We start from the raw sequence: 25,504 nt of genomic DNA on the forward strand, positions 1-25,504 counted from the left end.
CGATCAGTCATGCGAGCCGTGCGAAGGGCGCGGCGCGGCAGGCAGCGGGTGCAGCCCGCCACCGCCCGAACCACCGTGGGACGACGGTGCCGGTGCAGCCGGGTGGGCAAAGTCTTCCCCGTGCGGCACGTCGCCGTGCAGCTTGAGCGCGCGGTTGCCCGCCAGGCGGCGCATCAGCACATAGAACACCGGCGTCAGGAACAGGCCGAAAGCCGTCACGCCGATCATCCCGGCGAACACCGCCACGCCCATGGCCTTGCGCATTTCAGAGCCAGCGCCGGTCGACAGCACAAGAGGCAGCACGCCCATCACGAAGGCCAGCGAGGTCATGAGAATCGGGCGCAGGCGCAGACGGCTGGCTTCGATCGCAGCCTGGACGGGCGTGCGACCGGCAAACTCGAGCTCGCGTGCAAACTCCACGATCAGGATCGCGTTCTTCGCACTCAGCCCCACCAGCACGATCAACCCGATCTGCGTGAAGACGTTGTTGTCACCCCCCGATATCCACACGCCCGTCATCGCAGCCAGGATGCCCATTGGCACGATCAAGATGATCGCGATGGGCAGCGTCAGGCTTTCGTACTGCGCGGCCAGCACCAGGAACACCAGCAGGATCGCCAGCGGGAACACCAGGAAGGCGGAGTTGCCGGCCAGGATTTCCTGGTAGGTCAACTCGGTCCACTCGAAGGTCACGCCCTTGGGCAGCGTCTCGGCCGCAATCTTGGTGATCGCGTCCTGCGCCTGGCCGGACGAATAACCGGGAGCCGGGCCGCCGTTGATGTCGGCTGCCAGGTAGCCGTTGTAGCGCATGGCGCGTTCCGGGCCAAAGGTCGAATTCACCTTCATCAGCGCCGAGAGCGGCACCATTTCGCCCGAGGTCGAGCGCACCTTCAGCATGCCCACGTCTTCGGCACGGGCGCGGTAAGGCGCATCGGCCTGCACACGCACGCTGTACGTGCGGCCGAACTTGTTGAAGTCGTTCGCGTACAGGCTACCGAGGTAGATCTGCATGGTGTCGAAGATGTCCGTCACCGGCACGCCGAGCTGGCGGGCCTTGGTGCGGTCGATGTCCGCATACAGCTGCGGCACGTTGACCTGCCAGCTCGTGAACATGCCCGTGAGCTCGGGCGCTGCATACGCCTTGGCCATGAAGGCCTTCACTGCGGCGTCCATCTGGTCGTAGCCGACCGAGGCGCGGTCTTCCAGCTGCAGCTTGAAGCCGCCCGTGGTGCCCAGGCCCGCCACCGGCGGCGGCGGGAACATCACGATGAACGCGTCCTGGATGCTGTCAAAGGCACCGTTGAGTTGGCCGGCCACCGCACCGCCGCTCTGGTCGGCGCGCTTGCGCTGGTCAAAGGGCTTGAGCGTGGCAAACACGATGCCCGAGTTCGAGCTGTTGGTGAAGCCGTTGATCGACAGGCCCGGGAACGCGATGGCGTCTTCCACGTTCGGGTTCTTCTTCATGATCTCGCCCATGCGCTGGATCACTTCGTCGGTGCGGTCGAGCGTGGCACCATCCGGCAGCTGGGCAAAGCCGATCAGGTATTGCTTGTCCTGCGCCGGCACGAAGCCGCTGGGCACCGCCTTGAAGAGGCCGAAGGTCACGCCAACCAGCGCGAGGTAGATCACCAGCATCAGCGTCTTGCGCGAAATCACGCTCTTGACGCCGCCGCTGTAGGCTTCCGAGCCGCGGCTGAAGAGCTTGTTGAAGCCGCGGAACAGCCAGCCGAAAGCCTTGTCCATGCCGCGCGTCAGCGCGTCCTTCGGTTGGTCATGGCCGCGCAGCAGCAGTGCCGCGAGAGCCGGCGACAGCGTGAGCGAGTTGATGGCCGAGATCACCGTCGAGATCGCGATGGTCACCGCGAACTGCTTGTAGAACTGGCCCGTGAGACCGCTGATGAAAGCCAGCGGAACGAACACGGCCACCAGCACCAGCGCAATCGCGATGATGGGCCCGGACACTTCGCGCATTGCGCGGTACGTGGCTTCGCGCGGCGTCAGCCCCGCCTCGATATTGCGCTCGACGTTTTCCACCACCACGATGGCGTCGTCCACCACGATACCGATGGCCAGCACCAGCCCGAACAGGCTCAGCGCATTGATCGAGAAACCGAGGACGTGCAGCACCGCAAAGGTACCGATCACCGACACCGGCACCGCCAGGAGCGGAATGATGGAAGCGCGCCAGGTCTGCAGGAACAGGATCACGACCAGCACCACCAGCAGGATGGCTTCGAGCAGCGTGTGGATCACCGATTCGATCGATGCGCGCACGAACTGCGTCGGGTCATACGCAATGCGGTATTCCAAGCCTTCAGGCATGTTCTTGTTGAGCTCGGCCATCGTCTTGCGAACGTTGGACGAGATGTCGAGCGCGTTGGAGCCCGGCGCCTGGAACACGCCCATGCCCACGGCCGGGTCGTTGTTCAAGAGCGAACGCAGCGAGTAGTCGGCAGCGCCCATTTCCAAGCGGCCAATGTCGCGCAGGCGGGTCACGGCGCCGTCGGTGCCGCTCTTCACGATGATGTCGCCGAACTCTTCTTCGCTCTGCAGGCGCCCTTGCGCATTGATCGAGAGCTGCATGTCCACGCCAGAGAGGCCCGGCGAAGCGCCGACCACGCCGGCCGCGGCCTGCACGTTCTGGCCGCGGATCGCAGCCACCACGTCGCTGGCCGAGAGGCCGCGCTGCGCGACCTTCTGCGGGTCGAGCCACACGCGCATCGAATAGTCGCCGCCGCCGAAGATCTGCACCTGGCCCACGCCTTCGATGCGCGCAAGCGGGTCCTTCACGTTCAGCACCGCGTAGTTGCGCAGGTAGTTGATGTCGTAGCGGTTGTTCGGCGAAACGAGGTGAACCACCATCGTCAGGTCGGGTGCGCTCTTGACGGTCGTGATACCGAGGCGGCGCACTTCTTCGGGCAGGCGCGGCTCGGCTTGCGAGACGCGGTTCTGCACCAGCTGCTGGGCCTTGTCGGGGTCGGTGCCGAGGCGGAAGGTCACCGTCAGCGTCATCACGCCGTCGGTGGTGGCCTGGCTGCCCATGTAAAGCATGCCTTCCACGCCGTTGATCTGCTCTTCGAGCGGCGTCGCAACGGTTTCGGCAATCACCTTGGGGTTGGCGCCCGGGTACTGGGCACGCACCACCACCGAAGGCGGCGCGACTTCGGGGTATTCCGAAATCGGCAACCCGCGCAGCGCGATCAGGCCGGCTATCAATATCAATAGCGACAGCACGCCGGCAAAGATCGGCCGGTCGATGAAGAATTTAGAGAGATTCATGTTGTTTCTCCGGCGAGCGCAAATGCGCTCCCCTCCGAGTTCAGGACTTCGCGGCTTCCGCGACGCGTTCCGGTTGTTGTTGCTTGGTGTCGGCCTTGGCGTCCATCGTCACGTTCTGCGGCACCACCAGTGCGCCGGGGCGGATGTGCTGCAGGCCGTTGACCACCACGCGTTCGCCGGCCTTCAGGCCCTTGCTCACCACGCGCAGCCCGTTGACCGATGCGCCCAGCGTCACTTCGCGGTACATGGCCTTGTTGTCTTCGCCCACCACCATCACGAACTTCTTGTTCTGGTCGGTGCCGATGGCGCGTTCGCTCACCAGCAGTGCGGCGTCGTTGCGTGCCTGGCCCATGCGGATGCGGGCGAACTGGCCCGGAATGAGCGCGCCGTCCTTGTTGTCGAACGAGGCGCGCACACGCACGGTGCCGCTGCGGGCATCGACCTGGTTGTCGATCAGCTGCAGCTTGCCGATGAAGGGCGTGCCGTCGAAGCCCGAGGTGCCCATCTGCACGGGAATGCTCTCGATCTGGCCGCGTGCGCTGGCGCCGCTCGGCAGGTCTTTCAGGGCGCGGGTGATCACCTGCTCGTCGGCATCGAAGCTCGCGTAGATCGGGCTCACCGACACCAGCGTGGTCAGCACCGGCGCGCCGGGGCCGGCAGCCACCAGGTTGCCCTGGGTCACCTCGAGCTTGCCGATGCGGCCCGACACGGGCGCGCGCACTTGCGTGTAGCCCAGGTTGAGGCGTGCAGACTGCAGCGTCGCTTGCGCGGCGCGCAGGTTGGCATCGGCTTCGCGGCTGGCGTTCACGCGCTCGTCATATTCGCGCTGGGCAATGGCCTGCTGGTCCCACAGGCGCTTGGCACGCTCCTGCTCGCTGCGGCTGAATGCCTGGCGGGCCTGGGCGGACGCCACCTGGGCTTCGGCACGCTCCACTTCGGCGGCGTACGGCGCGGGGTCGATGGTGATCAGCAGGTCACCCTGCTTCACCAGCGCGCCTTCGCGGAAGTGCACCGCCTGCACGGCGCCCGCCACGCGGGAGCGCACATCGACGCGCTGCACGGCTTCGAGCCGGCCCGAGAACTCGTCCCAGGCGTTGATTTCGCTCTCGGCCACGGTGGCCACGGACACCGGGGTGCCCTGTTGCGCCGCGGCGGGTGCCGTGGCCTCCGCCTTGAAGCTGTGCATGCCAAGCACGGCCGCAGCCACAGCCAGCAGTGCGGTGAGCCCGGTCACAGTGGGCCACAGGCCCTTGCGGGCGACGGAAGACAGTTTTTGCTTATTGTTCGACATGATGGTTCGTCCTTCTCGATGACTTTTTGGGATGCAACAGGCCACCCCGGCGCTTTTGGCACCAGGAGGCGGAATTCGAAAATGACCGGGGTTACCGGTGGGCCGAGGAAAGGCGTCGCGACGTTCGGCAGGGCTGCCGCGACCGGCCCACCTAGCTGGGCTTGGGTGCTACCGGGGGCGGCGTGGTGGCACTGAAAAATTCGCGGAAGTGCTGCTGCACGCTGGCTTCACAGGCCTTGCAGCCCGAGGGCTCGGGGTCGTACAGGGCCTTGGGCCAGTTGGCGGCGCCGGGCAGCACGCTGCTCGTCACGTCGATGCCGGCTGCGCGCAGGCGGCCGGCAAAAGTCAGCGCCTCGTCGCGCATGGCGTCGTCAGGGCCCACCAGCACCAGCGCGGGTGCCAGGGCTCCGAGCCGGAGCGATCCGCTCGGCACTGCGTAGGGATGGGTCGCGTTGGAGGGGCAGCTCAGGTACTTTTCCCAGCCCTTGGCCCAGCGGCATTCGGCCTCATCGTTCGTTGCCTTGCGCAGCGACGCGGTGCCCGCGCAAGGGTCGAGCATGGGCGACAGAAGAATCTGCCCCGCCAGCGGTGGATGCGCCCGGTCGCGGGCGATCAGCGCCACCCCGGCGGCCAGGTTGCCACCGGCTTCTTCGCCGGCCAGGTACACCCGGGCACCCTTGCCGCCGAGCTTGACGCGCTGCTTGTAGAGCCACTCGAGCGCCGCATAGCCCACTTCGATGGGTTCGGGGAACGGCGATTCGGGTGCCAGCGGGTAGGCCACCGACACCACCACCGCACCGGCTCCTGCCAGCAGCCGGGCCACGTTGCGCCCGTTGTCCAAGTTGCCGCAAACGAAGGTGCCGCCGTGGAAATGCAGCACCAGCGGCACCGTTTCGCCGCGCGGGCGTTGCCCGTAGACCCGGGCATCGACCGGCGCGCGGCCGGGCAGCTCGATCGAAAGATCGGCTTCCACGCCTTGCGCCGCGGCAAGAGCAGCGGCTTCGGCAGAGCGGGACGACGGACGGGGTGACATGGAGGCAACCTCAGGAGGATTGGCGATAGTCGAAATATAAGGCGGCCAGTGTGGTGTTAAACAGGCAACCTGCCCCTACTCTGTTTCCAAACGGCGAACAATCCGGGAAACGATAGGGATTGTCACCTTGTGTGAGAATCCGCTCCCCCTCGGCAGCGGCCGGGTTCCCAGGAACAGTCATCAATGGATCAAATCCAGGCAATGCGGATCTTTGTCCGCGTGGTGGAAGCAGGCACCTTCACCCGGGCCGCGGATTCGCTCGCCCTGCCAAAGGGAACGGTCACCAAGCAGATCCAGGCGCTGGAATCGCGCCTGCGGGTGAAACTCCTCAACCGCACCACGCGGCGCGTGACCGTGACGCCCGACGGCGCCGCCTACTACGAGCGCGCGGCGCGCCTCCTGAACGACTTCGACGACATCGAAGCCAGCATGACCAATGCTCAGGCCAACCCCACGGGGCGGCTGCGCATCGACGTGGGCACCTCGGTGGCGCGGCTGATCATCCTGCCCGCGCTGGCCACCTTCTGCGACCGCTATCCCGAGATCCAGGTCGACCTGGGGGTGAGCGACCGCACGGTCGACCTCATCACCGACAACGTGGACTGCGTGATCCGGGCCGGCGAGCTGAGCGACCAGTCGCTGGTGGCGCGGCGCATCGGCACCCTGCACTTCGTGACGGTGGCATCGCCCGCCTACATCAAGCGCTACGGCGCTCCGCAGCACCCCAACGACATCGAGAAGCGGCACCACGTGGTGAGCTACTTTTCGGGCAGCACGCGGCGCGTCTACCCGCACGAGTTCAAGAAGGGCGACGAGACCATCGAGCTCAACGGGCCCTACCGCGTTTCGGTGAACGAGAGCAATGCCCACATGGCGGCGGTGCTCGGCGGCTTCGGCATTTCGCAGTGCATCACGTTCATGGCCGAGCCGCTGCTGGAGAGCGGCGAACTGATCGAGGTGCTGCCCGACTGGAACCGCGACCCGCTGCCCATTCATGTGGTCTATCCGCCTAACCGTCACCTGAGCGCGAAGGTGCGGGCGTTCGTCGACTGGGCGGCCGAGCTGTTTGCGAAGAACCCGCGGCTGCAGCGGCGCTGAGCCGTTCTTGCGGCCCGCCCGGCTTTACTCGGCCGGGCCGAACACCGGCTCGCAGCGCACGTCTGTCTTCACCGAGTTGGCGATGAAGCATTCCTCATGCGCCCGGTGGTGCATGTGTTCGATCTGCTCGCGCGTAGGCAGGTTGTCGCCGCAGAACCTGACCTCCGGCCGAAGCGTGACCACCGTCATCGCGAGCTTGCCTTCGGCGTTCTTTTCCATGATGCCGCTTGCCGCGTCGAAATAGCGATCGACGGTGAACTTGCGCTTCACCGCCATGGTGAGAAACCACAGCATGTGGCAGCTCGAGAGCGAAGCGACGAAGGCTTCTTCGGGATCGACCGCCGCCGCATCCGAAAACGGCAACGGCACCACGTGCGGCGACGAGGAACCCGGCACTTCCGCGCCGCCGTCGAAGCGCATTGAATGCCTTCTGCTGTAGTTGTTGCCGAGAAAGTCCTGGTCGCCTCGCTGCCAGAGGATCTCTGCGGTGTACTGGGCCATGCCGTGCGCTCCAACGTCGATGGGAGCGCCATTCTGCGTCAGAAATCCCGGGTCAGAAAACGCCCAGCAGCTTGACCAGCAACGGCACCAGCAGCGCCGTGGCAATGCCGTTCAGCCCCAGTGCCAGGGCCGAAAAGGCACCTGCCGTTTCATTCACCTGGATGGCGCGCGCGGTGCCGATGCCGTGCGCCGCCATGCCTACTGCAAAGCCGCGCACAGCGGGCTCCTTGATGCGCAGCAGGTTCAGCAGGCCGGTTGCCATGATGGCGCCCGAGATGCCCGCGACGGCAGCGGCCACCGCGGCGAGCGAGGGCAGCCCGCCGATCTTTTCGGCCACGCCCATTGCAATCGGCATGGTGGCCGACTTGGGCGCGAGGGACATCATCAGCTCATGCGAGCCGCCCAGCACCCAGGCAATGCCGATGGCCGAGACAATGGCCGCCACCGAGCCAACCAGCAGCGCCACACCGATCGGCAGCCACAGCCGACGCAGCCGTGCGAGCTGGCCGTAGAGCGGCACGGCGAGCGCCACAGTGGCTGGCCCGATGAGAAAGTGCACGAACTTGGCACCCTCGAAATACGTGTCGTAGGGCGTGCGCGTGACGAGCAGCACCGTGACGATGACGACGACCGACACCAGCACCGGATTGACCAGCGGCCTGCTGCCGCTGCGCTTGTGCAGCCACAGCGCGCCCAGGTAGGCCAGCAGCGTGAGAGACAGCCAGAGCAGCGGCGACTGCGCAAGAAAGACCCAGATCTCGGACAGCTTTGCCGGCGCAGTCATTCAGCCTCCTTGCCCGTGATGCGGATCATCCAGCGCAGCGTGAGCGCGGTCACCGTCATGGTGAAGGCCGCACCCACAATGCCGGCGGCAAGAAATGGCAGCCACTCGCGCCCCACCCGCTCGAAATGCAGCATGACACCGGTCACAGCGGGAATGAACAGCAGCATGAGGTTGCGCAGCAGATGGCCGGAGGTCTCGCTCAATGCCTCGGGCACGGCGCCGCGCACGAGCAGCGCAACGAACAACAGCAGCATGCCGATCAGCGGACCGGGGATCGGCAGGGAGAGCCACTGCACGAGCAGTTCGCCGGCCAATTGGCAAAGAAAGAGCGTGGTGATGGCGTAGAGCATGGTGGCGGTGGATTCTTGCTTGCTTCTGCTCAATGTTCGGCTGCTTCTGCCGCTCGTGTCCAGGCCTCTTTGAGTGCCTGTTGGCTTTGCGGCGGCAACACGCCCAGCCGCACGTGGCCGGGCAGGCCGAAGGATGCGCAGTCGCGCAGTTTGACGCCTTCAGCGCGCAATGCCGAGGCCAGCTTCGGATACGGCACATCGGTGCGCGCGCAGAAAAAGTTGGCGTCGCTCGGCAGGCACTCCCATCCCAGCGATTCGCAGAGGGTGCGCTGCCGCGCCTTCCATGCCCGCAAGGTGTTCAGGCTTTGCGCGAGCCACGCCTGGGCTTCGTCGCCGACCCAGGTTTCGAGCAGCGCCACGCCGTGCACGCCGATGGGCCATGAAGGTGACAGTTGCTCGATGCGTTGATTCAGGGCCGCGGCCTGGTCTTTTTCGGGTGCGATGGCGTAGGCAGCGCGAACGCCGGTCAAGCCCATCGCCTTGTTCGGCGTCCACAGCTGCCAGACGCGATCGCGCTGTGCCGCGTCGAACGACGCCCGGCCTTCGAGACGCAGCGGTTCGTAGGCCATGTCGAGCACGCAAGCGTCGACTGTGTCCATGTGCGGCACGAGATCGGCCTGACCCAGCGGGCTCGAGGGCTCGCAACACCAGCGCAGTGCCGGCTTTCCCCGCGGCTCGGCGGTGCGCAACACCTGCAAGCCCCACGCCGATGCCGCACGCTCGTAGTCGCCGTAGCTGTGCAGCGGCAGGCAGGCCTCCAGTCCGCCGCCCTGCGCCCATGCGGCGCTGATGCGATGGATGAATTCGCTCGCGCTTGCCGCAATCACCACGCGTTCGGCGGCCACACCGTGAAAGACTGCCAATGTGCGGCGCAGGGACGTGTAGGCCGGGTCTGGATAGTGCGCTGCATCGGCTGCGCGCAACGCTGCCAGAACGGCAGGGCACGGGCCCGCGGCGTTGCCGTTGGTCGAGAAATCGTGCCGCGCCGCACCGGCCTCATCGGGGCCGCCGTGCAGCGCATGGGTCGGTGTCGTTCGGTCCAGTGTCATGCCGACCTCGCAATGGCGAAGATCGCCAATGATGCACACGCCGCCAGCGCCAGCGCGGCCCTGCCGCCCAGCTGCGCCGCGCGCTGCGTGTCGGCCGCTTCGGCGCGCCGCCCTTCCGCATTCAACGCGTACACGCCGGGCTTGGCCAGCCGCACACCAAGCAGCAATGCCATCGCCGCCAACGGCCAGCCGCTGTTGGGCGAAGGCGTGCGGCGCGCCTCCAGCGCCAGCCCGCGCGGCCACCGCCGCGCGGCGAGCGCAAGCAGCAGCACGGTGAGCCGGGCCGGCAGCCACGAAAGCACGTCGTCCGCGCGCGCGGCCCATTTGCCGAACCATGTCCAGTCGCGGCCACCGCGCTCGCCGCGGTAGCCCCACATCGCATCCGCCGTGTTCGCGAAGCGATAGACCGCGGCGCCCGGCAAGCCCAGCAGCACAAACCAGAACAGCGGCGCTACCAGTGAATCGTTGAGGTTCTCGGCCAGCGACTCGATGGCGCTTTCGCGCACTTCGCTTTCGCTGAGGATGGAGACGTCCCGGCTTACCAGCCGGGCGAGCTGCGCACGCCCCGCCTCCAGTGAGACCGCGAGCGCCGCCTCCACGGCAAGCACTTCATTGCGCAGCATGCGCCATGCGAAGAGCGGCTTCAATGCAAATGCAAGCACTACGGCGGTCGCCCAGCCGGGCAGCCATAGCAGTGCGGTTGCCTGCACCGTCAGAGCCATGGCGCCAACCACCAATGCACCAACGCACCAGACCAGCGCGCCCTTCAGGAACAGCGGCAGATCGCGCGGCCTTGCATCGGCCGCGAGCGGCGCGAGGCGGGAGCCGAACCAGCCAAGGTAGTGCCCCACCCACACCACGGGGTGCCAGCGCGCCGCCGGCTCGCCCAGCCAACGGTCGATGGCCAGCGCAAGCCACAAGACGGCCGCGGCAGCCAATGGCTCAATCCTCGATGCCGCGCTGTGCGGGAATCCCGGCCTTGAAGGCGTGCTTGACCATGGTCATGTCGGTCACGGTGTCGGCCAGCTCGACGATCTCGGGCGGGCAGCGACGGCCGGTGAGCACCACGTGCACATGCTTCGGCCGCTCGCGCAGCGTTTGGAGCACGCCTTCGAGCGGCAGCCAGCCGTAGATCAGCGGATAGGTGATCTCGTCGAGCACCACCAGAAAGAACTCGCCCGAAAGAATGGCCGCCCTGGCCTTTTCCCAGCCGTCGCGCGCCAGCTGGCCCGAACGCTCCAGGTCCTGGCTCTTCCAGCTGAAGCCGTCGCCCAGGCCTTCGATGGGAATGCCGATCTGCTCGAACATGCGGTGCTCGCCGAAACGTGCCGAGGGCACTTTCATGAACTGGTAGATCTTCACTGCCTTGCCGCGCCCGTGGGCGCGCAGCGCCAGGCCGAAGGCAGCGGTGCTCTTGCCCTTGCCGTCACCGGTGTTGACGATGACGATGCCGCGGCGCTCGCCCTCGGGTTTGTCGTAGGGCTTGTCGCTGGGGGGAGTTTCGATCTGCATGGTGTGGTGTTCTGAAGTCGTTCAATTCGGCAATGCAATCCACTGGTCCGCCACGCGATGCACACGAATGCGATGGTCGAACACCTGCTCGAGCGCTGCATGGGTGGCAGGGTCGCTGCTGCCGCCGTGGTGCACCACGCGGCCATGATTCATCACGACCAGCTCGTCGGCCGCAAGTGCCATCGGCAGTTCGTGCAACACGCTGACCACGGTGCGGCCTTCAGCCACCAGTGCACGCGCGGTCTGCATCCAGTCGGCCTGGTGGGGCGGGTCGAGATTGGCGAGGGGCTCGTCCATGAGCAGCAGCTCGGCCTCGACCGCGAGCGCGCGCGCCATCAGCACGCGCTGCCGTTCGCCGCCGGAGAGCTGGCCCAGCGGCCGTTCGCGCCACTCCCAGGCCTGCGTGCTGCGCAATGCTCTTTCCACGGCTTCGCGGTCTTCCGCGCTCGGTGCTGCAAGCCAGCGCTGGTGCGGCAAGCGGCCGAGCATCGCAATGTCGTAGACCATCAAGTCGTCGGCGCTGCCCTCGCCCGCCGCGCCGCTCTGGCCCAGCCATGAAAGGCGTTGAGCGCGAGTGCGGCCCGGCACCCTGGCCGCCGGCTCGCCGAAAAGGAAAACCTCGCCACGGTGCGGAAGCAGGCCCGCAAGCGCCTTGAGCAAGGTCGACTTGCCCGCGCCGTTCGGCCCGACGATGCTGGTCCATCGCGCGGCGCCCAGCTGAAGGTCGATGCCGTGCAGCACCTCGGTGCTGCCGAGCGTGGCGCTCAAGCCGCGTGCCTCGATCGCGGGAATGCGGCCGCTCATGCCACGCCTCGCCGCGCGCTGCGCCTGTGCATCAGCCACAGCAGATAGCTGCCGCCGAGCACGGCGGTGAGCACGCCCACCGGCAGTTCCTGCGGGGCAATGAGCCAGCGCGCGGCGAGGTCGGCGGACATCAGCAGCAGTCCGCCCATGCCCGTCGACAACACGATCAATCCGGCATGCGTGGTCTTGACCACCGAGCGCACCAGGTGCGGCGAAGCCAGCCCCACGAAAGCGATCAGGCCGGTCTGCGCCACAGCGGCGCCGGTGGCCAACGCGAGCACAACCACCAGCGCGGCGCGCATGGCGCCCAGCGGCAAGCCCAGGCTCCTTGCGGTCGCTTCTCCGAGCGAAAGGCCGTCGAGCACCGGTGCAAGCGCCCAGCCCAGCAACAGGCACACCAAGCCCACTGCCGCCATGACAGCACAAGCGCTCCAGCCTACCAACCCCGTGCTGCCGAGAATGAAGCCCTGGATGGCCTGCAGGACATCGGCCGAGGCGATGGTGATCAGGTCCTTGGCGGCGCCGAGCACCACGCCGACGATCACGCCCGCCAGCAGCAGCCGAAGCGTCTGCTGCACGCCGCGCGCGAGCACCAGCGTGAGCATGACTGCGAGCACCGCCCCCACGAAAGCCGCGCCGGTAAGGCCAAGGCGCAATGCCCATTGCATGTTTGCGACCGAGCCGCCGAACAGCATGAGCGCCACTGCCACGCCAAGCGAAGCGCCCGAGGCGCTGCCGAGCAGATAAGGGTCGGCGAGCGGATTGCGGAACAAACCTTGTGCCACCGCGCCCGCAAGCCCGAGCAGCGCGCCCGCGAGCCAGGCGCCCAGCGTGCGCGGCAGCCGGATGTCCCACACGATCTGCAGTGCCACCGGATCGCGCCATGCCGCCAGCAGGCTTTCGAAGCCGGTGCTGCCGATGCCCAGCCCGATCAGCGCGAACACAATGCCCAAGCCGAGCAAGGCAATGCCGAAGAACCAGACCCTGCGCTGATGGTGCGTGTGCATGAAGAATTCTTGCGGCTTTTCAGCCGGCCTTTTCCGCCAGGCAGCGTGCCATCAACCGCGCAGCCTCGTCCATACGCGGGCCGGGGCGCACGAGCACGTCCGACTCGTCGGCGCTGAAGCGGCAGATGCGGCCTTCGCGCACCGCACGGATGCCGCCCCAGCCCGGGCGCTGTTCCAGCCCCTGCGCGCTGCGCACGCTGACCATGATGAGATCGGGATTGGCGCGCACCACGTATTCGGGGTTGAGCTTGGGAAACGGCCCGAGCGACGCCGGCACGATGTTCTTCGCACCCAGCCGCGTGAGCGTTTCGCCGATGAACGACGACTCGCCGGCCGCGAACGGCGCGCTGTTGACCTCGAAGTACACGCGCAGGCCCTTCGCGCGGTCGGGCAGCGATTGCGCCGCAGCCGACACGCTGGCGTCGATCACGCGCCACACGTTCGGCGCCTCGCGGGTGCCAAGCACCTGGTCGAGCTTGCCGAGCACGCGCCGCACGTCGGCATGGCTCTTGGGTTCGAGCACCACCACCTTGAGGCCGAGCGCTTCGAGCCGCTGCGTCACGCGGGACGACTTGGCAAGCAGCACCGCGTCGGGCCGCAGCGCCACGATGGCCTCGACATTGGGGTCGAGCCCCCCGCCCAGCTGCGGCAACGCGCGCACCGCACTCGGCGAATTGGAATAGTTGTCGACACCCACCAGCCGCGAGCAGGCACCGAGCGCGCAGACCCCTTCGGTCAACGACGGCAGCAGCGTGACGATGCGCTGCGGCGGCTGCGGCAGCGTCACGGCGACGCCGCGCTCGTCCGTTACTTCAAGAGCGTGCGCGGCCAGCGAAAGAACACCAAGGCCGAGTACGGCGGAAAAAAATCGAATCCAGTGCTTCATCTTCATGCGGCAGGCGCCTTCAAGGTCAACGGCAGCCCGGCCGCCATCAGCGTGACGCGATGGCATGCGGCCGCCACTTCCTGGTTCATGCGGCCCAGCGTATCGACGAAGGCACGCGTTTCCCGGCCGAGCGGAATCACGCCCAGCCCGATTTCGTTGCCAACCAGCACCACCGGCCCGCGCGCCTCTCGCAGCGCGATGAGCAGCATGGCGACGTGCGCCGCGGGCGTGCGCGTGGCCGGCTTGGCGCCCTCGGAGCGCAGCGGCATCAGCAAATTGGTAAGCCAGAGCGTGAGGCAGTCGACCACCACCAGCGTTTCGGGCGCACTCTCGGAGACGATGGCGCGCGCCAGTTCCACCGGCTCTTCCACGGTGCGCATGGCTGGCACGCGCCGGGCGCGGTCGGCCTGGTGGCGCGCGATGCGCTCGCGCATCTCGTCGTCGAAGGCTTGGGCGGTGGCTATGAGCACGGCGCGCCGCGCAGCGGGCGCCTCGGCCATCCAGTCGATGGCGCGCTGCTCGGCGCGGCGCGACTTGCCGCTCTTCTGGCCCCCGAGGATGAATTCATGCGCAATGGTCATGGGCATCTTTCTTCCTTTCGGGGTTGCCGGCGGCAAAGCGTGCTTAGTGCGGCGTCCACTTCAGGCCGATGTAGGCGTTGCGGCCGCCGGTGGCGTAGCCGCGTGCCAGCGTGTAGTCCTTGTCGCCCACATTGTCGACGCGCGCCACCAGGCCGATGTCGCGCGTGATCTGCGTGCTGGCCACGAGGTTAAGCACGGTATAGCCGCTCAGCGTGCGGGTGTTGGCCGCGTCGTCGAAGCGCTTGCTCGACGATTGCACCTCGGCGCCCAGTGTCCAGCCGGCAATGCGCCAGTCGGCGCCCAGCGTGCCGTGGCGGCGCGCGCGGCGTGCGAGCAGGTTGTCGGTTTCCAGGTCGCGCGGATCCTGGAAGTCCATCGATGCGCGCAGCGTCACGTCGCCGATGCGGTGGCCGCCGGAAAGCGTGATGCCCCGGTAGCGCGCACGCGCCGTGCTGGCGTAGCAGCCAAAGCCGGAATCGCAATTCGTGGCCCCGCCGTCGAACACGATCAGGTCGTTGACTCGGTTCTGGTACACGACGATGCCCGCATGCGTGCCGCCGTCGGCGTATTGCAAGCCAAGCTCGACGTTGCGGCTCGACTCCGGCTTGAGGGCGGGCGTGCCGTATTCGCTGAAGCGCTGGTACAGCGTGGGGGCGCGGAATGCGGTTCCGGCCGACACGGTGGCGCGCAGCTTCGGCGTGATGGCGTAGCCGTAGGCGGCGCTGCCGGTGGTCTTGCCGCCGAATTCGCTGTCGTCGTCATGCCGCACATGCAGCTGGAGCGAATGCGCGCCCTGCACGAAACCGTAGCCCAGCGAAACCGCGTCCTGCGAGCGCTTGCGCGAAAGCAGGCCGGTAAAGGTGGTCGGCGCGTTCTCGAGCGCGTCTTCACGGCGCTCGAGGGTGGCCGTCACCAGATGCGGGCCGAAGCGCAATTCGTTCTGGAACAGGTAGCCGCGAAGGTTGGTTTCGGTGCGGTAGAACGAAGGCTGCGTCTTGTAGACCGATTGCGAATCGGTCACCTGCACGCGCGTGCTGTAGATGTCGTTCCACTTGGCGGACCATGAAAGCCCCGCCGTGCGCAGCGTGTTCTGCGAAACGTCGTTGGTAAACCGGATCGGCGGCCGCGTCCTGGCGCTCACCGGCGAGTCGTAGCCCGCTTCGGTGTCGCTGTAGAGCAGCGTGGCCTCGAGCCGCTGGGCCGGGTTGATCTGGTAGCCCAGCCGCAGGTTGCCCGAGTCGTTGCGGTATGCGTCGCGGTCAGGGTCGGTCAGGCCGTCCCTGGAGGGCGTGCGCTTTTCGATCGGCAGCGCGTTGAAGCCTTTGCTCTCTTCATGCGCAACACCCAGCGAATAGTCGAACGCGCCCGACTTCCCGCTCACGCCCGCTTCGGCCTTGCGAAGGCCATGGCTGCCGAAGCCCACGCCCGCATAGGGCGCCACGCCTTCTTCGCCGCGCCGGGTAAAGAGCTGGACCACGCCGCCCACGGCGTCGGAGCCGTACACCGCCGCAGCGGGGCCGCGCAGCACTTCGATGCGGTCGATCTGCGCAAGCGGAATGCCCTCCCAGCCGGCGCCGCCGGTCGATTGCGAATCAATGCGCACCCCGTCGATGTACACGGCGGTGAAGCGCGTGTCTGCGCCGCGGATGAACAGGCTGGTGGTACTGCCGGGGCCGCCGTTACGCGTCATCTCGATGCCGGGCAGGCGCGCCAGCACGTCGGCCACGCCGACGGCGCCGCTGCGCTCGATGGTCTGGCGGTCGATGATGGACACGTCGCCCACCAGGTCCGACAGGGCTTGCGGCGTGCGGTTGGCCGTGACCACGGTTTCGCCCAGCGCGGGCGCTTCTTGCTGGGCGTGCGCTGCCGAGGGCAGCTGGATCAGCGCCAGGCCGCCGAAAGCGGAGGCCAGCGCGAGCGGCAAGCAGGCAAGGCGGCGACGGCGCGCAGGAACACGGCCGAGGGAAAGGGAAACGCAGGAAATCATGAATGGACCGAACGAACGTCTATGCCCGTCGCCGGCCTCCCCGCCAGCGTTTGGGCGCAATGGCTGCTTCATGCGCGCGAATCGATCGCGCATGCGGCAGCCGCCTCGTTGGCCGGTATCCGGGCTGGCAGTGCGACCTCACCGCCTTCCCAGGCGCCTGTTTCAGGGCACCCAGTGGCTTGATGGATGAGGTTGACGCGCATGGCGTCGACTGCTTGACCGTTGCGGGGGCAGCGCAGGCGGCTTCGGCCTTGTCCCGTGTCCGGGGGGCGTTCACTCCTGCTTCCCGTTGAACCGCGGCGTGTGAACCACGACGCAGGCACCAACGGGCGGGATTCTAGGGCTTCTCCCGGTTGCCGCAGGCGCAGTAAGCCAAAAGTTGCGCAGACTGTTGCCCGCTTTGCATCGGAAAACTTGGAAAGAGCAACGTGCAGGCCGCAGAATCCGTCCCGGTCCTACGCGGCGCTCGGCGCCACGGGGGACCGCCTCCCTGGGAAACTACAATCGCCAACCATGCCCGCCTCCAGCCCCATCGACCAGATCGCCGAGCGTGTGGAACGCCTGCTCGTGCGTCATGAAGAGGTGCAGCGCACCAATGCGCTGCTGCAGGAGCAGGTCGAAGCGCTCACGCGCGAGCGCGATGCGCTGAAGTCGCGGCTCGCCGCGGCCCGCACGCGCCTCGATGCCCTGCTCGAGCGGCTCCCGGCCGAACCACCTTCCGAAGATTCCCCCGCATGAAGCAGATTGAAGTTCAGATCATGGGCCAGAGCTATCTGCTCGGCTGCCCCGAGGGCGGCGAGGCGCAGTTGCGCGAGGCTGTCGACCGGGTGGATGCGGCCATGTGCAAGATCCGCGATGCGGGCAAGGTGAAGGCCCGCGACCGCATTGCCGTGCTTGCTTCGCTCAACCTGGCCTTCGACCTGGCCGCCCAGCAGGCGGCCGCGGCAGCCGCACCGGCATCGACGGCCGCCCCGGCAACCGCGGTGCCCACCGCAGATGCCGGCGAGGGCGACGCGAAGGCCGCCCAGCTCATTCAGAAACTCGATCAAGCCCTTGCGGGCGATGACCATTTACTCTGAACAGAGGCGCCCGGCCCGTGAGGGGCGTAAAATCCGAACTGTCTGCGGTGCGCGTCGGGCTTAATATTTCCTTGTTCCAATGCTCTCCGGAGCCGGGCTTGGTACATCGCTTGGCGGGCGTGATCATCTCGCGTCAGATGAACCCGAAGCCTTGCTGCCCTCGCCCACCTGAACCCTGGTTCAGGATGCGGGTTCGGCGCCCACTTGCAGACACCTTTTTCCGTTCAAACGGCCCCGGCATGCGCTGCACGGGGCCGTTGCTTTTTTTCAAGGCTCCGCTGCGTGAACTCCCTGCTCGACCCCCTCCTGATCGCCGAATTGGCCGCACTCGGCCTGGGCACCGGTTTTCTGGCGGGCTTGCTCGGCATCGGGGGCGGAATGCTCATGGTGCCGTTCATCACGATCATCATGGGGCACCGCGGGGTGGCTTCCGATCTGGCCGTGAAGATGGCCATTGCCACCTCGATGGCAACGATCATCTTCACTTCGGTGTCGAGCGTGCGCGCGCACCACAAGCGCGGCGCGGTGCGCTGGGACATCGTCCGGCGCCTGGCGCCCGGCATTGTCATCGGCAGCCTGCTGGGCAGCCTGGGCGTGTTCGCACTGCTCAAGGGCACCGTGCTGGCGATCGTGTTCGCGCTGTTCGTGGGCTTCTCGGCCACGCAGATGTTTCTTGACCGCAAGCCCAAGCCCACGCGGCAGATGCCGGGTACGGCCGGCCAGTTGTCGGCGGGCGGCGCCATCGGCTTCATCTCGGGGCTGGTGGGTGCGGGCGGCGGCTTCGTCAGCGTGCCGTTCATGACGTGGTGCAACATCTCCATTCACAACGCCGTGGCCACCAGCGCCGCGCTCGGCTTTCCGATCGCGGTGGCCAACGTGCTGGGCTATGTGGTGAGCGGACAGTCGGTGCAGGGCCTGCCCGATGGCGCCTTCGGCTACATCTGGCTGCCGGCGCTCGCGGTCATTGCGGTGTGCAGCGTGCTTACGGCTCCGCTTGGTGCCAAGGCGGCCCACAACCTGCCGGTGAAAAAGCTCAAGCGCGTGTTCGCGAGCATCTTGTACCTGCTGGCCGCCTACATGCTCTGGAAGGGCCTGCAGGGCTGAGCCATCGCGCAGCTTCGCACACTGCGCGGCTGTTGAAGTGAAAGCCCCTCGGGTCTTGGGTGAGACCCGTTGCGGCAGGCAAGCGCGGGCCGTATAACCGGCCTCATGAAAATCCTCATCGCAGTCGACGGCAGCGCCTATACGCAAAAGGCGCTCAACTACCTGCTCGCCAACCGCGCCATGTTCGTGGACGGGCATGAGCTGGTCATCGTGCATGTGTGCACCGGCGTCCACGGCCATGTGGCGCGCCACCTGAGCAAACAGGTGGTCGATGACTACTACGCTGAAGAAAGCGCCAAGGTGCTCGACCCCGTGAAGGCATTGCTCGCGCAGAACAACGTGAGCAACTTCACTGTCGACCAGCGCCACGGCCATGCGGCCGAGGAAATCCTCAAGTCGGCCACTGCCGCGCATGCCCAGCTGATTGTGCTGGGCACCCACGGCCACGGCATTTTCGGCCGCGCGCTGATGGGCTCGGTGGCCACCAAGGTCATTTCCGAGACCGACACCTCGGTGCTGCTGGTGCAGTAATCCGGCGAAGGCCGCGCCCTCTTTTTTATTGTTGTTGAACGCGCTGCTGCCGCCACTCGCGCGGCGAGCAGCCGAAGCGTTCGCGGAATGCGCGGCTGAAATGCGCCGCGCCGTTGAAGCCACGGCCGTAGGCGATTTCGGCCACCGGGCGTCCGGCAAGGCGCGGCTCGAGCAGGTCGCGGCTGCAGGCTTCGAGCCGGCGCTCCCAGATGTACTGCGAAGGCGTGAGCGGCTCGCTCTTGAAGATGCGGTGAATGTGGCTCGCTGAAACGCCCAGTTCCGCCGCAAGGCTGCCCACCGACAGCAATGGGTCTGCCAACTGTTCGTCGATGCGCCGCTTCACGCGGGCCAGGTGGTAGGCCGTGAGATTGCTGAGACCCGGCGCGCGTGCCGCGGGCAGCGTTTGCAGCCCTGCCACCAGGATGCTCTGCACCCCGTTGGCCACCGCAAGCGCCGATGCAGGCTGCAAGGTGTCGATGTCTTCACGCAGGGTGCGGATCATGCCCAGCAGCAGGTGCCCCGCGCCTTCGCGTCCCGACACGGTGGTGGCCGTCAGTGCTTCGGTGTCGTGCAGTTCGCCGCGCAGGCGTTCGCCGGGCAGCTTGAGCACGATCTGCTCGAAGGCGTTGTCGAACAGCAGTTCGTAGGGCCGCGTGCTGTCGTACAGCGCAAAGTCGCCCGCCGCCAAGACCGCGTCGCGCCCGTCCTGCCGCACCACGCCTTGGCCGCGCGCCTGGATGCTGACCAGGAAGTAATCGTCGCCCGACCGCGAGATGTGCCCCGGCGTGCGCATGACCTTCTGCGGGCCCGACTTGACCACCGACACATCGAGGCTCGGCAGCGTGTGCTGACGGATGCTGCCCTCGAAGTTGCCGGAATCGTCCTTGCGCACCGCATCGCACCCGAGCTGCACGTACACATTGCAGATCATGTCGGTCCAGTAGGCGAGCCGCTGGTCACTGGGAACGGCGTCGGTGCTGAACAACTGGTTCATCGGGGTTCCTCGGGTTTCTTGAAAGGCCGGCATGCAACGCTGGAACAAGAACGCCGCAAGTTCGGGTCAAGGGGTTTCGCGGCGGCGAATCTACGCTCGAAGCAACCCGCATGCCACCGCGCAAACCCGGTGCGAGGTGTGCGAAGTTGTTTCACCACCCCCGCTCCTGGAGACCCGCCATGCCCGCCACCGTTCATCCCAAGCTTCGCGTTGCCGCCGTACAGGCCGCGCCAGTGTTCCTCGATCTCGACGGCACCGTCGACAAGACCATCGACCTCATGGCCCAAGCGGCCGGCCAGGGCGTGAAGCTCATCGCCTTTCCCGAAACCTGGATGCCCGGGTACCCCTGGTGGATCTGGCTCGACTCGCCGGCCTGGGGCATGCAGTTCGTGCAGCGCTATCACGACAACTCGCTGGTCGTCGGCTCGGGCGAGTTCGATCGCATTCGCGATGCCGCGCGCAAGCACAAGATCTGGGTGTCCCTTGGCTACAGCGAAAAGGCCGCGGGCAGCCTCTACATTGCGCAGGCGCTGATCGACGACCAGGGCAACACGGTGCAGACGCGCCGCAAGCTCAAGCCCACGCACGTGGAGCGCACCGTGTTCGGCGAGGGCGACGGCTCCGACCTTGCGGTGGCCGAAACGGCCATCGGCAACATCGGATCGCTCTCGTGCTGGGAGCACCTGCAGCCGCTCAGCAAATACGCGATGTATGCGCAGAACGAGCAGATCCACTGCGGCGCATGGCCCAGTTTTTCGCTCTACCGCGGTGCGGCCTTCGCCCTCGGCCCCGAGCTCAACAATGCGGCCAGCCAGGTTTACGCGGCGGAAGGCCAATGCTTCGTCATTGCGCCGTGCGCCACCGTTTCACCGGCAATGAGCGAGCTGATGTGCACCGATGCAGGCAAGCAGCAGTTGCTGCGCGTGGGCGGCGGCTTTGCACGCATCTACTCGCCCGACGGTTCCCCGCTCGGCACGGCGCTGGCCGAAAACCAGGAAGGGCTGGTGATTGCGGACATCGACCTCGGAATGATTGCGCTCGCCAAGGCAGCGGCCGACCCGAGCGGCCACTACTCGCGGCCGGACGTCACGCAGCTGCTGCTGAACAAGACAAAACGCGAACCGGTGGTGCTGCAGCGTACGCCCGAAGTCGAAGGCGGCGCCTTCGAAGCCATCGTCGCCGCGCCCGAGCCGGCCGTCGCGGCGCGCCAGCAGCTGGCCGCCTGAACACGCTGGAGCCACGCCATGGAATCCGCCATTGCAGAGCACCTGAAATGCCCACGCACGCGTCACCGCCGCGTGGAGGACGATTACGCGCCGCCCTACCCCGCCTGGTCGGCACGCGCACATGCCGCGGTCAGGCAGGTGGTAATGGGCTACTTCGGCGTGCAATCGCGCGGCGCCGATATGCAAGGCCGCGCATGCGCTGCGCTGATGAAGATCGCAGCCGGCTTCGCGCTGCCCGACGGCCCGGGCCATCACGACTTCGCACACTACGTCGATGCCGACGGCTACGACAACATGATCGCCATCGCATACTGGGACGACCCTGCAGCCCATGCACGCTGGTGCGCCGCGCCCGAGGTCGACGCGTGGTGGCGCTCCGACGAGCGGCTGGCAGACGGCCTTGGCTATTTCCGCGAAATCGTTTCGCCGCGCGTCGAGCACTTCGAGACCATGTTCAACACACCTGACCGCCTCGAGGGCGTGGGCGTGGTGATGTGCGGCGTGAGCGGCGAACTGCAGGAGCACGGCTACTGGGGTTCGATGCGCGACCGCATTCCGCTTTCGCAGACCGATGCCATGGCACCCTCCGGCACACGCGCCGTAATGGCCGGTACGCCGGCTCCGGGGCAGCGCGTGCGCATCGCGGGCCACGAGAACATCGCGATGATCCGCTCCGGGCAGGAATGGGCCGACACCACCGGCCAAGAACGCACGCTCTACCTGGAGCAGATGGAACCGGTACTGCGCGAGGGCATGGAGTTCTTGCGCGACCGGGGACTGGACATCGGCTGCTACAGCAACCGCTACATGCGCCATCTCGACGCCAAGGGCACGCCGCTCGAAAAGTCGTTCGGCCTGAGCTTCTGGCGATCGCTCGCCGACATGGAGCGCTGGGCCGAGTCGCACCCCACGCACGTCGCGATCTTCGGCAGCTTCATGCGCTACGTGCAGGCGCTGAACTTCCAGCTGCAGCTGCGCGTGTACCACGAGGTGTCGGTACTGAAGGCCGACGAGCAGAGCTACGAGTACATCAACTGCCATGGGCGCAGCGGGCTCATGAACGGATTGGCCACCACCTAGAGACCGCGTTTCGGGCATTTGCTTTAGGATGCGCGGCCCTATTCAAGCGCAAGCAAAGGCAAGGACCCGACCATGTGGAGCGAACTCGACAGCCTCGTCGAAGCCTCGATGCAGGAATGGAAAGTACCCGGGCTTGCCCTGGCCGTGATCCAGGACGGCGAGATTGCCGTGCTCAAGGGCTACGGCGTGCGCGACACCGATACGGGCCTGCCCGTGACGGTGGACACGCAATTCCTGCTGTGCTCGATCACCAAGTCGTTCACCGCGGCCGGGTTGGGCTTGCTGGTCGATGAGCGCAAGCTCGAATGGTCGCGGCCGGTGCGCGAGGTGATTCCCGAATTTCGCCTGCACGACCCGGTGGCGACCGAACGGCTGACGGTGCGCGACCTGCTGTGCCATCACAGCGGCCTGCCGCGGCACGACTGGATCCACATGCCCGGCGACCTGAGCAATGCCCAGATGCTGGCCGCACTCAGGCACCTTGCACCGAACAAGGACTTGCGCGACACCTTCCAGTATTCGAACCTCGGGTACCTGGTCGCCGGAATGGTCACCGAGCGCATCAGCGGCCAGAGCTACCAGGACTTCACCACCGAACGCTTGATGAAGCCCCTGGGCTTCAGCCACTTCAGCTTTTCCATCGAGGCGCTTGGCGCCGCCGAAGACGCCGCCCGCCCCCATGCGATGGATGGCGACGAGCGCTACCGCACGCCGCTCTCGCCCATTCGCGCCACGCCGGCGGGCGGCATCAACGCTTCGGTGTCAGACCTGGCGAAATGGGCGCGCTTCCTGCTCGGCGGCAAGGTGGATGGCCGCCAGCTGCTTTCGGCCCAGGCGCTGCGCGAAATGACCACGCCGCGCGTGCACATGGGCCGCTCCGAATTTCCCGAGATCGGCGATTCGCACTACGGCCTCGGCCTTTTCTGCGAGCAGTACCGGGGCGAGCGCACCATCGCGCATTCAGGCTCCTGGGCCGGCTGGAGCACGCTCATGACCATGCAGCCGGAACGCCGCGCGGGCGTGGTGGTGCTGACCAACCGGGCGCCGGGCGGCTTCACCGCCATCCTCACCTACGCGTTGCTCGACCACATTTGCGGCCGCACGCCCGTCGACTGGTTCGGCCGCCTGGCGCCGCGGCGCAAACAGGCAGTGGAACAGCTCGGCCTCGACAAGAAGGCCAAGGGGGAAGTCCGCCGAAGCGGCACCCGACCGAGCCACGCGCTGGAAGACTATGTGGGCGGCTACGAGCATCCGGCGTACGGACGAATCCACATCGAACAGGCTGCCGACGGCCTTGCCTGGCGTTGGCGCGGCTTCGAGGAGCCGCTGGAGCACCGCCACTACGACGTGTTCATCACGCCCGACCGGCCGACGGTGATGCACCCCAGCAACCGGACCCTCACCTTCCGCTACGACCGGCAGGGCCGCATCGATCGCGTGGAGGTTCCTCTCGAGGAGATGGTGGACGACATCGTGTTTCGCCGCGTTGCCGCCGGCGACGTGCTCGACCCGGCATTTCGCCGTTTGTGCGCCGGCGACTACCTGCACAGTGGCCGCGTCATCGAGATCAGGCTGGACGCCGAGGGCCAGCTCGGCATGACCGTTCCGGGCCAGCCGACCTACCGGCTGCTTCCGGCCGGCGGACGCAGCTTCAACGTCGACACGCTCGAAGGCTACGGGGTGGAGTTCCGCCGGCCGTCACCCGGCGTGGTGGACGCGATGATCTTTCATGAACCCCGCACCACCGCCCTCGCACCGAGAGCGCCGAAGGCGGCGAAAGACTAGGCGAACAGGCCCTTGTGCTGCTCGCGCAGCAGCGCCTTCTGCACCTTGCCCATCGTGTTGCGCGGCAGCTCGTTCACCACGAAGCAGCGCTTCGGTATCTTGAAGTTCGCGAGCTTCGACTTCAGTTCGGCCACGATGGCATCGGCATCCAGCGCGGCGCCCGGCTTGGGAATGACGATGGCCACGCCCACCTCGCCGAAGTCGGGGTGCGGCACGCCGACCACCGCGCTTTCGGCCACGCCGGGCAACTCGTTGATGTAGCCCTCGATCTCGGCGGGATAGACGTTGTAGCCGCCGCTGATGATCAGGTCCTTGCTGCGCCCGACGATGGTGATGTAGCCGCGGCCGTCGATCTTGCCGACGTCCCCAGTCTTGAAGAAGCCGTCGGCAGTGAACTCTTCTTTCGTCTTCTCGGGCATGCGCCAGTAGCCCACGAACACGTTCGGGCCGCTGACCTGGATGTTGCCGATCTCGTCGGTGGTGCAGTCGCGGCCGCTGTCGTCGCGAACGCGCAGTTGAACGCCCGGCAGCGCAAAGCCGACCGTACCGCCGCGGCGCTCGCCCTGCGCCGGGTTGTAGGGGTTGGAGGTGAGCATCACCGTTTCGCTCATGCCGTAGCGCTCGAGAATGGTGTGGCCGGTGCGCTCGCGCCATTCGTCGAAGGTTTCGATGAGCAGCGGCGCCGAACCCGCAACGAACAGCCGCATGTTGCGCACCGCCTCGCGCGTGAGGCCGGATTCGGCCAGCAGCCGCACGTAAAGCGTAGGCACGCCCATGAACACCGTGGCTTCGGGCAGCTTTTCGACCACGCGCTTCGGGTCGAACTTCGAGAACCAGATCATCTTGCTGCCGTTGAGCAGCGCACCATGCAACGCAACGAAGAGCCCGTGCACGTGGAAGATGGGCAGCGCATGGATCAGCACGTCGCCCTTCGTCCAGCCCCAGTAGTCCTTGAGCACTTCGGCATTCGACAGCAGGTTGCCATGCGTGAGCATGGCGCCCTTGCTGCGGCCGGTGGTGCCGCTGGTGTAGAGGATGGCGGCCAGGTCGTCTGCGTTTCTGTGCGCCACCGCATGCTGGTCGCTGCACTGCGCGGCAACCTCCAGCAGCGTGCCAGTGCGGTCGTCGTCCAGCGTGAACACGTGCCGCGTGCCGGCGGCATTGGCAATGGGGCCCACCCACGAGGCATTGCGGCTGGTGCACACCACCACGGCAGGCTCGGCATTGCCGATGAAATATTCGATTTCAGCGCTTTGATAAGCGGTGTTGAGCGGCAGGAACACATAGCCGGCACGCAGCGTGGCGAGATACAGGATCATCGCCTCGACCGACTTCTCGACCTGCACCGCGATGCGGGCGCCTTCTTCGAGGCCCAGCGCATCCAGCAGGTTGGCGATCATCGCGCTCGCGCGGTCGAGGTCTCTCCACGAATAGAACAGGCCGTTGTCCGTTTCGACGGCAATGCCGTCGAGGTCGGCGGGAAACGCCGCGCGCAAGGCGGCAAACAGGTTGGGGTTGGCTTTCGTCTTCATCGAGCAGGTAC

At 66.7% G+C, this 25,504-nt stretch carries 24 protein-coding genes and 1 riboswitch; of the genes, 8 read left to right on the forward strand and 16 right to left on the reverse strand.

What is annotated here, in order from left to right; all coding sequences use genetic code 11:
- Nucleotides 1-3: 3 nt before the first annotated feature.
- From GOQ09_RS15155 to GOQ09_RS15165, 3 genes are all read right to left on the reverse strand, one after another.
- Nucleotides 4-3,279: an efflux RND transporter permease subunit gene (locus GOQ09_RS15155; protein WP_157614242.1), complete on the reverse strand. Its 3,276-nt coding sequence runs from the start codon at nt 3,277-3,279 to the stop codon at nt 4-6.
- A gap of 40 nt (nt 3,280-3,319) precedes the next feature.
- Complete coding sequence (locus GOQ09_RS15160; protein ID WP_157614244.1) at nt 3,320-4,570, reverse strand: efflux RND transporter periplasmic adaptor subunit; 1,251 nt, start codon at nt 4,568-4,570, stop codon at nt 3,320-3,322.
- A gap of 151 nt (nt 4,571-4,721) precedes the next feature.
- The gene (locus GOQ09_RS15165) at nt 4,722-5,603 is read right to left on the reverse strand and encodes an alpha/beta hydrolase (RefSeq protein ID WP_157614246.1); all 882 of its coding nucleotides are present in this window, start codon (nt 5,601-5,603) and stop codon (nt 4,722-4,724) included.
- Nucleotides 5,604-5,786: 183 nt separating this feature from the next.
- Between GOQ09_RS15165 and GOQ09_RS15170 the strand changes: the two genes are divergently transcribed.
- On the forward strand, nt 5,787-6,701 hold the full coding sequence (locus tag GOQ09_RS15170) for a LysR family transcriptional regulator (protein WP_157614248.1): 915 nt from the start codon (nt 5,787-5,789) through the stop codon (nt 6,699-6,701).
- 24 nt (nt 6,702-6,725) lie between these two features.
- Here the strand turns inward: GOQ09_RS15170 and GOQ09_RS15175 are convergent, their stop codons facing one another.
- The 11 genes from GOQ09_RS15175 to GOQ09_RS15225 are packed head-to-tail and all read right to left on the reverse strand — an operon-like array spanning nt 6,726 to nt 16,162.
- Nucleotides 6,726-7,202, reverse strand: coding sequence for an OsmC family protein (locus GOQ09_RS15175; protein WP_157614250.1), 477 nt, complete (start codon nt 7,200-7,202; stop codon nt 6,726-6,728).
- Nucleotides 7,203-7,254: 52 nt separating this feature from the next.
- Nucleotides 7,255-7,986, reverse strand: a complete 732-nt coding sequence (locus GOQ09_RS15180; protein ID WP_157614252.1) for an LrgB family protein — start codon at nt 7,984-7,986, stop codon at nt 7,255-7,257.
- Nucleotides 7,983-8,336 carry a CidA/LrgA family protein gene (locus GOQ09_RS15185; protein ID WP_157616725.1) on the reverse strand — a complete coding sequence of 118 codons (354 nt, stop codon included), beginning with the start codon at nt 8,334-8,336 and terminating at the stop codon, nt 7,983-7,985. Before GOQ09_RS15185 ends, GOQ09_RS15180 begins: the two co-directional genes overlap by 4 nt.
- 29 nt (nt 8,337-8,365) lie before the next feature.
- On the reverse strand, nt 8,366-9,385 hold the full coding sequence (locus tag GOQ09_RS15190; RefSeq protein ID WP_157614254.1) for an aminotransferase class I/II-fold pyridoxal phosphate-dependent enzyme: 1,020 nt from the start codon (nt 9,383-9,385) through the stop codon (nt 8,366-8,368).
- Nucleotides 9,382-10,323 (reverse strand): adenosylcobinamide-phosphate synthase CbiB, encoded by a 942-nt coding sequence (gene cbiB / locus GOQ09_RS15195; RefSeq protein WP_242630849.1) that lies wholly within the window; start codon nt 10,321-10,323, stop codon nt 9,382-9,384. Before cbiB ends, GOQ09_RS15190 begins: the two co-directional genes overlap by 4 nt.
- A 4-nt stretch (nt 10,324-10,327) precedes the next feature.
- Entirely contained in the window at nt 10,328-10,897 is a 570-nt protein-coding gene (cobO, locus tag GOQ09_RS15200; RefSeq protein WP_157614256.1) for a cob(I)yrinic acid a,c-diamide adenosyltransferase, read from the reverse strand.
- Between the two features lie 21 nt (nt 10,898-10,918).
- Nucleotides 10,919-11,701, reverse strand: coding sequence for an ABC transporter ATP-binding protein (locus GOQ09_RS15205; protein WP_157614258.1), 783 nt, complete (start codon nt 11,699-11,701; stop codon nt 10,919-10,921).
- On the reverse strand, nt 11,698-12,708 hold the full coding sequence (locus GOQ09_RS15210; RefSeq protein WP_157614259.1) for a FecCD family ABC transporter permease: 1,011 nt from the start codon (nt 12,706-12,708) through the stop codon (nt 11,698-11,700). Before GOQ09_RS15210 ends, GOQ09_RS15205 begins: the two co-directional genes overlap by 4 nt.
- Nucleotides 12,709-12,727: 19 nt before the next feature.
- Complete coding sequence (locus GOQ09_RS15215; RefSeq protein ID WP_431769277.1) at nt 12,728-13,600, reverse strand: ABC transporter substrate-binding protein; 873 nt, start codon at nt 13,598-13,600, stop codon at nt 12,728-12,730.
- On the reverse strand, nt 13,597-14,181 hold the full coding sequence (cobU, locus tag GOQ09_RS15220) for a bifunctional adenosylcobinamide kinase/adenosylcobinamide-phosphate guanylyltransferase (RefSeq protein ID WP_431769278.1): 585 nt from the start codon (nt 14,179-14,181) through the stop codon (nt 13,597-13,599). Before cobU ends, GOQ09_RS15215 begins: the two co-directional genes overlap by 4 nt.
- Before the next feature lie 37 nt (nt 14,182-14,218).
- The gene (locus tag GOQ09_RS15225) at nt 14,219-16,162 is read right to left on the reverse strand and encodes a TonB-dependent receptor domain-containing protein (protein ID WP_157614260.1); all 1,944 of its coding nucleotides are present in this window, start codon (nt 16,160-16,162) and stop codon (nt 14,219-14,221) included.
- Between the two features lie 93 nt (nt 16,163-16,255).
- Nucleotides 16,256-16,503, reverse strand: a riboswitch (cobalamin riboswitch).
- 172 nt (nt 16,504-16,675) lie between these two features.
- Between GOQ09_RS15225 and GOQ09_RS15230 the strand changes: the two genes are divergently transcribed.
- The 4 genes from GOQ09_RS15230 (at nt 16,676) to GOQ09_RS15245 (ending at nt 18,876) form a co-directional block, all read left to right on the forward strand.
- Nucleotides 16,676-16,900, forward strand: coding sequence for a DUF904 domain-containing protein (locus GOQ09_RS15230; protein WP_093023459.1), 225 nt, complete (start codon nt 16,676-16,678; stop codon nt 16,898-16,900).
- A complete protein-coding gene (locus tag GOQ09_RS15235) occupies nt 16,897-17,241 on the forward strand; it encodes a cell division protein ZapA (protein WP_157614261.1) in 345 nt (114 codons plus the stop codon). Before GOQ09_RS15230 ends, GOQ09_RS15235 begins: the two co-directional genes overlap by 4 nt.
- Nucleotides 17,242-17,523: 282 nt before the next feature.
- Complete coding sequence (locus tag GOQ09_RS15240; RefSeq protein WP_157614262.1) at nt 17,524-18,345, forward strand: sulfite exporter TauE/SafE family protein; 822 nt, start codon at nt 17,524-17,526, stop codon at nt 18,343-18,345.
- Nucleotides 18,346-18,450: 105 nt separating this feature from the next.
- Nucleotides 18,451-18,876: a universal stress protein gene (locus GOQ09_RS15245; RefSeq protein WP_126749671.1), complete on the forward strand. Its 426-nt coding sequence runs from the start codon at nt 18,451-18,453 to the stop codon at nt 18,874-18,876.
- A 25-nt stretch (nt 18,877-18,901) separates the two neighbouring features.
- Here GOQ09_RS15245 and GOQ09_RS15250 read toward each other — a convergent pair whose 3' ends face one another.
- Nucleotides 18,902-19,870 (reverse strand): helix-turn-helix domain-containing protein, encoded by a 969-nt coding sequence (locus tag GOQ09_RS15250; protein ID WP_157614263.1) that lies wholly within the window; start codon nt 19,868-19,870, stop codon nt 18,902-18,904.
- Nucleotides 19,871-20,049: 179 nt separating this feature from the next.
- Between GOQ09_RS15250 and GOQ09_RS15255 the strand changes: the two genes are divergently transcribed.
- The 3 genes from GOQ09_RS15255 (at nt 20,050) to GOQ09_RS15265 (ending at nt 23,961) form a co-directional block, all read left to right on the forward strand.
- Nucleotides 20,050-21,096, forward strand: a complete 1,047-nt coding sequence (locus GOQ09_RS15255; protein WP_157614265.1) for a carbon-nitrogen hydrolase family protein — start codon at nt 20,050-20,052, stop codon at nt 21,094-21,096.
- 18 nt (nt 21,097-21,114) lie between these two features.
- Nucleotides 21,115-22,176, forward strand: a complete 1,062-nt coding sequence (locus GOQ09_RS15260) for a phenylacetaldoxime dehydratase family protein (protein WP_157614267.1) — start codon at nt 21,115-21,117, stop codon at nt 22,174-22,176.
- 72 nt (nt 22,177-22,248) lie between these two features.
- On the forward strand, nt 22,249-23,961 hold the full coding sequence (locus GOQ09_RS15265) for a serine hydrolase (RefSeq protein ID WP_157614269.1): 1,713 nt from the start codon (nt 22,249-22,251) through the stop codon (nt 23,959-23,961).
- Here the strand turns inward: GOQ09_RS15265 and GOQ09_RS15270 are convergent.
- Nucleotides 23,958-25,493: a malonate--CoA ligase gene (locus tag GOQ09_RS15270; RefSeq protein ID WP_157614271.1), complete on the reverse strand. Its 1,536-nt coding sequence runs from the start codon at nt 25,491-25,493 to the stop codon at nt 23,958-23,960. The genes GOQ09_RS15265 and GOQ09_RS15270 overlap by 4 nt on opposite strands.
- Nucleotides 25,494-25,504 lie beyond the last annotated feature (11 nt).

The organism is Variovorax paradoxus, assembly GCF_009755665.1.
Lineage (GTDB): Bacteria > Pseudomonadota > Gammaproteobacteria > Burkholderiales > Burkholderiaceae_C > Variovorax > Variovorax paradoxus_G.

Bases quoted from the DNA above. Each gene is read 5' to 3' on its own strand.
- GOQ09_RS15155 (WP_157614242.1), bottom strand. From the start codon at position 3,279: ATGAATCTCTCTAAATTCTTCATCGACCGGCCGATCTTTGCCGGCGTG.
- GOQ09_RS15205 (WP_157614258.1), bottom strand. From the start codon at position 11,701: ATGAGCGGCCGCATTCCCGCGATCGAGGCACGCGGCTTGAGCGCCACG.
- GOQ09_RS15230 (WP_093023459.1), top strand. From the start codon at position 16,676: ATGCCCGCCTCCAGCCCCATCGACCAGATCGCCGAGCGTGTGGAACGC.
- GOQ09_RS15185 (WP_157616725.1), bottom strand. From the start codon at position 8,336: ATGCTCTACGCCATCACCACGCTCTTTCTTTGCCAATTGGCCGGCGAA.
- GOQ09_RS15270 (WP_157614271.1), bottom strand. From the start codon at position 25,493: ATGAAGACGAAAGCCAACCCCAACCTGTTTGCCGCCTTGCGCGCGGCG.
- GOQ09_RS15190 (WP_157614254.1), bottom strand. From the start codon at position 9,385: ATGACACTGGACCGAACGACACCGACCCATGCGCTGCACGGCGGCCCC.
- GOQ09_RS15245 (WP_126749671.1), top strand. From the start codon at position 18,451: ATGAAAATCCTCATCGCAGTCGACGGCAGCGCCTATACGCAAAAGGCG.
- cobU (WP_431769278.1), bottom strand. From the start codon at position 14,181: ATGCCCATGACCATTGCGCATGAATTCATCCTCGGGGGCCAGAAGAGC.
- cobO (WP_157614256.1), bottom strand. From the start codon at position 10,897: ATGCAGATCGAAACTCCCCCCAGCGACAAGCCCTACGACAAACCCGAG.
- GOQ09_RS15170 (WP_157614248.1), top strand. From the start codon at position 5,787: ATGGATCAAATCCAGGCAATGCGGATCTTTGTCCGCGTGGTGGAAGCA.
- GOQ09_RS15215 (WP_431769277.1), bottom strand. From the start codon at position 13,600: ATGAAGATGAAGCACTGGATTCGATTTTTTTCCGCCGTACTCGGCCTT.
- GOQ09_RS15160 (WP_157614244.1), bottom strand. From the start codon at position 4,570: ATGTCGAACAATAAGCAAAAACTGTCTTCCGTCGCCCGCAAGGGCCTG.
- GOQ09_RS15165 (WP_157614246.1), bottom strand. From the start codon at position 5,603: ATGTCACCCCGTCCGTCGTCCCGCTCTGCCGAAGCCGCTGCTCTTGCC.
- GOQ09_RS15235 (WP_157614261.1), top strand. From the start codon at position 16,897: ATGAAGCAGATTGAAGTTCAGATCATGGGCCAGAGCTATCTGCTCGGC.
- GOQ09_RS15180 (WP_157614252.1), bottom strand. From the start codon at position 7,986: ATGACTGCGCCGGCAAAGCTGTCCGAGATCTGGGTCTTTCTTGCGCAG.
- GOQ09_RS15175 (WP_157614250.1), bottom strand. From the start codon at position 7,202: ATGGCCCAGTACACCGCAGAGATCCTCTGGCAGCGAGGCGACCAGGAC.
- GOQ09_RS15265 (WP_157614269.1), top strand. From the start codon at position 22,249: ATGTGGAGCGAACTCGACAGCCTCGTCGAAGCCTCGATGCAGGAATGG.
- GOQ09_RS15225 (WP_157614260.1), bottom strand. From the start codon at position 16,162: ATGATTTCCTGCGTTTCCCTTTCCCTCGGCCGTGTTCCTGCGCGCCGT.
- GOQ09_RS15210 (WP_157614259.1), bottom strand. From the start codon at position 12,708: ATGCACACGCACCATCAGCGCAGGGTCTGGTTCTTCGGCATTGCCTTG.
- GOQ09_RS15255 (WP_157614265.1), top strand. From the start codon at position 20,050: ATGCCCGCCACCGTTCATCCCAAGCTTCGCGTTGCCGCCGTACAGGCC.
- GOQ09_RS15250 (WP_157614263.1), bottom strand. From the start codon at position 19,870: ATGAACCAGTTGTTCAGCACCGACGCCGTTCCCAGTGACCAGCGGCTC.
- GOQ09_RS15260 (WP_157614267.1), top strand. From the start codon at position 21,115: ATGGAATCCGCCATTGCAGAGCACCTGAAATGCCCACGCACGCGTCAC.